This window comes from Micromonospora sp. NPDC023814, from assembly GCF_040639595.1.
In the GTDB taxonomy this organism is placed as follows: domain Bacteria; phylum Actinomycetota; class Actinomycetes; order Mycobacteriales; family Micromonosporaceae; genus Micromonospora.
Genome location: NZ_JBFAAF010000151.1, coordinates 1 through 5,486, shown reverse-complemented (window position 1 = coordinate 5,486; position 5,486 = coordinate 1). Strand labels below are relative to the sequence as shown.

At 72.8% G+C, this 5,486-nt stretch carries 5 protein-coding genes; all 5 read right to left on the bottom strand.

Features of this window, described 5'->3' with window-relative positions:
- Nucleotides 1-91: 91 nt before the first annotated feature.
- A complete protein-coding gene (gene rpsD, locus AB0G14_RS34480) occupies nucleotides 92-688 on the bottom strand; it encodes a 30S ribosomal protein S4 (RefSeq protein ID WP_357704795.1) in 597 nt (198 codons plus the stop codon).
- A 204-nt stretch (nucleotides 689-892) separates the two neighbouring features.
- Nucleotides 893-1,924 carry a methyltransferase gene (locus tag AB0G14_RS34475; protein ID WP_357704793.1) on the bottom strand — a complete coding sequence of 344 codons (1,032 nt, stop codon included), beginning with the start codon at nucleotides 1,922-1,924 and terminating at the stop codon, nucleotides 893-895.
- On the bottom strand, nucleotides 1,921-3,099 hold the full coding sequence (locus AB0G14_RS34470) for an aminotransferase class V-fold PLP-dependent enzyme (RefSeq protein ID WP_357704791.1): 1,179 nt from the start codon (nucleotides 3,097-3,099) through the stop codon (nucleotides 1,921-1,923). Before AB0G14_RS34470 ends, AB0G14_RS34475 begins: the two co-directional genes overlap by 4 nt.
- Nucleotides 3,096-4,358 (bottom strand): hypothetical protein, encoded by a 1,263-nt coding sequence (locus tag AB0G14_RS34465; RefSeq protein WP_357704789.1) that lies wholly within the window; start codon nucleotides 4,356-4,358, stop codon nucleotides 3,096-3,098. The genes AB0G14_RS34470 and AB0G14_RS34465 overlap by 4 nt, the downstream gene beginning before the upstream one ends.
- Before the next feature lie 72 nt (nucleotides 4,359-4,430).
- Nucleotides 4,431-5,135 carry a tryptophan 2,3-dioxygenase family protein gene (locus tag AB0G14_RS34460; protein ID WP_357704787.1) on the bottom strand — a complete coding sequence of 235 codons (705 nt, stop codon included), beginning with the start codon at nucleotides 5,133-5,135 and terminating at the stop codon, nucleotides 4,431-4,433.
- Nucleotides 5,136-5,486 lie beyond the last annotated feature (351 nt).

Below are 5,486 nucleotides of genomic sequence, written 5' to 3'. Positions count from 1 at the left end.
CAGCTCCACTCCACAACCGGAGGCCTTCACCTGCCTACGACATCAGATCGTGTCGTCACACAATCTCGACCAACGTCCCTGGGCAGTACAGCTAGTCGGACCGGACGGTGAGGGGGACGTCGCGCAGGTCGGGCACCTCCTGCCGGCGCGGCTCCCGGGTCAATGTCGCGGTGAATTCCTCCGGTCGAACCTCCAGGTACGGCGGGGCCTCGACGTCGCGGAACCCGCCTGCGGCGACCACAGCCGGTGTGGGGCATTGCCGCTCCGGGCGTACCTGGATGATCTGCCCCGGCTGGACCAGGTACGAGGGGCGGTTGACCTTGCCGCCGTTCAGGGTGAACGTGTTGTGCTCGACCAGGCTGCGGGCCTCGCCGACGGTGCGGGCGAAGCCGGCGCGGTGCACCAGCGCGTCCAGCCGCTGCTCCAACTGCCCGGCCAGGTTCTCCGCCGCGTCGCCGGGCTGCCGGGCGGCCGTCACCAGGGCCCGGACCAGTTGCCGCTCCCGCAGGTCGTACGCGGCCCGGATCTGCCGCCGCTCCGCGTCGGGCAGTCGGTAGCCGCGCGGGGCTCGGCGCGGCCCGCCCCGGACACCGATCGGATGCCGCTGCCGGCGCAGTCGGTAGCCATGCGCCGGCTTCAGCGGCACGTCGTCGGTCGGCGCGATGTTGACCTTGGAGCGGAGCGTCATGGTGCCCTCCCTGGCTGTCGTGGGTCACCACTCTGTCCCGCGCCGGGGTGAGCCCGCCCCACCCGGTCCGGGTGATCCGCCCTGCGCCGGGCGCGTCGAGACCTGGGACGGTCCTGCGGTCAGGCGCGACGAAGATGACCTTGCTGTTCGGTCGGGCCGCAAAGGCGACGAAGAGGGCCGGAGGCGCGGCCGGGGCGGAGCCGGTCAGCCGGCCGGGGTCGGCTTGTACGCGACGACGAGTTCCCAGGTGCCGGGCAGCACCGCCCCCCGCTCGAAGCCGACCTCCGCGAGCAGCTTGGTGTAGAACTCCGCCTCGCGCAGCCGGCTGACGCAGCTGTCCACGCCGATCAGGAAGTAGCTCCAGAAGAACTGCATGGCCAGCCGGTCCGGAGTGCGGAACTCCTCGCAGATCAGCAGCAGCCCACCCGGCTCCAGCGCCGCGTACGCCTGCTCCACCAGGTGGCGGGCCACCTCGTTCGGCCAGTCGTGCAGCACCCGCACGAACGACATCGCGTCGTACCCCTTGGGCAGCGGCTCGGTCAGGAAGTCGCCGCCGACGAACCCCAGCCGCTCGGGGTGCCCCCGGGCGACCCGGGTGGCCGCCACCAACGGCGCCACCGCCGGCAGGTTGTAGACGTCGGCCCGCAGGCCCGGCGCGGTGTCGAGGACGTGCGCGGCCAGCGTCCCGTCGCCGCCGCCCACCTCCAGCAGGCGACGCCGGTCCGGCCACAGCAGATCGGCGTGCCGCCGCACCGCTTCGATCACCGGTCCCAGCCCGACGGCCATGCTGCGTTCGAAGTCGGCGGTCTGCGCGTCGGTCTTCGGCGGCCAGGCGAAGTCGTCGTCGCCGATGCTGACCTGGCCGCGCAGGCTCTCGGGCAGCCGGCCGTGCAGCCGCCGCCAGGGGTAGCGGTCCCGGTCACGCTCGACCGCGCCGGGGCCGACCACCGCGGCGACCGCGTCGCGCAGCCCCGGCACGGCCCGGTAGCTGGTCGTGCCGATGTCGTCGTCGGGCTCGTCGCGCGTCAGGAGGCCCAGGCTCTCCAGGCAGTCGAGGAACTTGTAGAGCCGTAGCGGGCGTACCCCGAACCGGGTGGCCAGCGCGTCGAGACGGACGGGCCCGGGCTCCAGCGCGTCGAGCAGGCCCATGCCGAACGCCGTCTCCAGCACGTCCATGGCCTTGGGACCGTTGGCGAGCAGGCTCATCAGCGCCCGCGGCGAGAGGGTGACGGTCACCGGTGCAGCTCCTTCTCCAGCGCGTCCATGAACGCGTCGACCTCGTCGAGGGTGTTGTAGACGTGCGGACCGACCCGCAGGTAGCCGCGCCAACTGCAGATCAGGTCACGGGCGGCGAGTCGTCGCTTCACCGCCTCGCCGTCGGGGACGTCCAGGCACACCACGCCGCCGCGGCGGTGCGGCGCGGTGGGGCTGACCACCGCGATGCCGGCCTCGCCGGCGCGGTCCAGGACCCGCTGGGTGAGGGCCAGCGACTGCCGCCGGATGGCCTCGGTGCCGATCTCGGCCAGCAGGTCCAGGCCGACCTGGGAGACCAGGGAGGTGACCGGGTACGGCGTGCCGCCGGCGAACCGCCGGGCGTCGGGCGCCCAGCCGGTGGACGGCTGGAACGTGAGCGCCCGGTCGCCGGCCTGCCAGCCGGTGGCGGCCGGCGTCAGCTCCGGCACCAGGTCGGGGCGGACGTAGAGGAAGGCGGTGCCGACGCCGCAGAGCCACTTGTGCGCGCCGCCGAGGACGACGTCGACACCGAGGGCGGTGACGTCCATCGGCACCACCCCCACGGTCTGGAAGGCGTCCACCACCACCAGCGCGCCGACGTCGTGGGCGCGGGCGACCAGGCGGGGCAGGTCGACGGTGGCGCCGGAGGTGAAGCTGGCGTGCGACACGCACACCAGCAGCGTCCGCTCGTCGAGGCGCGCCTCCAGGGCCTCCTGGTCGAGGTGGGGACCGCCGGTGCCGACCACGTCGAGGCGGGCGCCGTAGCGGCCGAACGCCCGGAAGACGAACGGCACCGTCGGGTACTCCAGGTCGGTGGTGACGACGCGGTCGCGCGGCGGGCGGTAGTCGAAACAGGACGCCACCCGGGCGAGCAGGGTGCTCAGGTTCGCGTCGGTGACCACGCTGCCCGGCGGTGCGCCGATCAGGGCGGCCACCGAGTCGGCGTACCGGTCGAGACCGACGTGCCAGCCCTGCCACACGTCGTCCCGCCAGGTGCGCAGCGTCTCCCAGTAGTCGTGCAGCACCCGCTCCGCGCCCCGCGGCACCGCGCCGGTGGAGTTGTTGTTCAGGTAGACACAGGTCTCCAGCAGGGGGAACTCGGCGCGCAGCGCGGCCTGCGTGGCGGCGTCGAGGCACCGGGGCGCGTCAGGCCCGGGCGCGGGGTGGGATCGACTCACGCGGTGTGGCCTCCAATCGGGTCGACCGGGCGGGAATCGGCGGTGACGGCCGTGAATACCGGCACGTCGCGGACCGCCGCCAGATAAGGGGTGCCCTCCGTGTAGCCGGTCCCGGAGCGGGGACCGAGCATCCGGGTGGCGATCCGGTGGTGCGTGCGCCGCCACTGCAACAGGGCCCCGGCGAACATCTCCATCCGCCGCGCCACCAGCATGCGGTCCGTGCCGTCGAGCCGGCCCGCACGCACGGCCGACCGGTACGCCTCGTCGATCGTCGGCTGGCCGGCCCACACCAGGGACCGCACCTCCGGCACCGACCGGTAGGCCACCGAGTCCAGCCGGTCTCCTTCCGGCGTACGGCAGAGCGACTCCACGAGCTTGTAGGAGCGGGACTGGATGGCGCTGGCCCCCTCGGTGTACTGCCGGAACGTCCGGAACGACTCCGTCTGCATGGTGGCCAGCAGCGAGAAGAGCGGGCCGGCGGCGCCGATCAGGTCCCCGGCGTACCCCAGCCGGTCGGCCGCCGCACGTGGCGTGGCCCCGGCCAGCGCGGCGACGGCGGCGCGTAGCTCGTCGGCGACCCCGGCGAAGAGACACTCGTACGCCTGGAGCACCCGGATGAACAGGTATTCGTCGTGGGTCACGTGGACCGGCAGCATGCTCAGCCGCAGCGTTTGATCCCCGTCGGCGTCGAGGCCGGCGGCGACGGCGTGCAGCGCGGCGGCGGTGGTCGCCGGACCGCCGTCGCCGACCGCCCCGACCAGGCCGAGGCGGGCCAGCGGGGGCAGGGCGGCCCGGACGCCGAGCCGGCAGCGTTTGGTCACCACCGGCGGCCCCGGACGCTGCTGCGGGAGCAGGTCGGTGGTGTGGGCGGCGGCGGCCAACTCGAAGGCCAACGCGTCGGCGACCAGGCGGACGAACAGCCGGTCACGGGCGCGCCGCGAGGCGGCGTCGTCCCTCGGCCGGGGCGGGTCGTCCGCGCCGCGGGGCAGCCGGAGCAGGCGTAGGGCCAGGTAGCTGCGGTAGTCGTAGCGGCCGTCCCACTTGTCGAGCGTCACGTCGAGGAAGTCGCTCAACAGCCGCGCCTCGTCGCCGCCGGACGCCGTCGCGCCGGCCACTCTCGCCCGCGTCTCGTCGAGCAGGGCGAGGAGTTCCTTTTCGACGAAGTGTTTGCCGACCCGATGGAATTCGCGCAGCACCGCCGGGTAGGGAAAAGTGCGCGGGTCGGCCGTACCGGACAACCAGGTCGTCAATTCGTGCACGAAGCGCCCCTCGACATTTCCGAATCGGCACCACAATGGGAGGACGCCGGTCACCGCCGGCGAGTGCGGATGTCAGGGCTTGCCGGCACCGGAATCGTCGGCTGCGGGCTGGAGTCGGGCCTGCCACAAATCGGGAAAGAACCGGTGCCCGACAAGTTTGGCGAGCATGGTGGCCGGGCTGCCCGGGGTGCCGGCCGGAGCGTGACCGCCGACCCGCAGGGCCACCTGGTAGTGCCGCGTGCGCCACAGCGACACCCGCTCGTCCCACTCCACCATCGCCTCGGCCAGCCGGTGGACCGGGTCCGCCGGGTCTGCCGGGCGCAACGCCGCCACCGGGACGCCCCGGTCGGCGAGGCAGTCGGCGAACGCACACCCGAGTTGCCGGCTGGCCGCCTGGACCTGCCGCCAGCCGGGCGACTCGGCGCCGGAGCCGTTGCCCAGCGCGGGCTGCATCGCCTGGAAGTCCACGGGGGACAGGTGTCGGAACATCTCCAGCTGGTCGGTGACCAGCCGCACGGCGAGCGTCGCCCGCGCCAGCAGCGCCTCGGCCGCCGCCGGGTCTCCGCCGCCCAGCCGGGCGGTCGCCTCGGTCAACTCGGCCGCCGCCAGTTTGAGCCACAGTTCGGTGGACTGGTGCACCACCTGGAAGAGCAGTTCGTCGCGGTGGATCATCTCGGCCGGCGCCCGTTGCAGGTCGAGCAGCTCGTCCGTGCGCATATAGCGTGCGTAGTCGGTGGCGCCGCTGCCCGGCAGCACCGGCGACTGGTCACGCTTCACGGAATTGCCTTTCGGTCGGTTCGGCACGCCGGGATCAGCCGTGCGTCGGCGGCAAGTATGCAACGACGGGAAGCGATGCGCTACCCCTTGATTGCAATCTGTTTCCGTCCGGTCGAGAAAGGGCTGCGCGTCGCCCCGGGGGAGTGGCCGACGCATCATATTGGACGATCCGCGTCAATATGAGGTACGTCATTGTCGTCGGGGTCGGCGGTCGACCGACCTTGACATGTCGAACGTTTCCGTCGTGGTCCCCCGCTAGCCTCGATGATTCGCGCCTGACGCCGGCTCCTTCGGCCCGGCACGCCTAATCGTTGTTTATCGATGCTGCTGGGTTCCGGGCATGGTGGTGGG

Coding starts and splice junctions, on each gene's coding strand:
- rpsD (WP_357704795.1), bottom strand. CDS start 688: ATGACGCTCCGCTCCAAGGTCAACATCGCGCCGACCGACGACGTGCCG.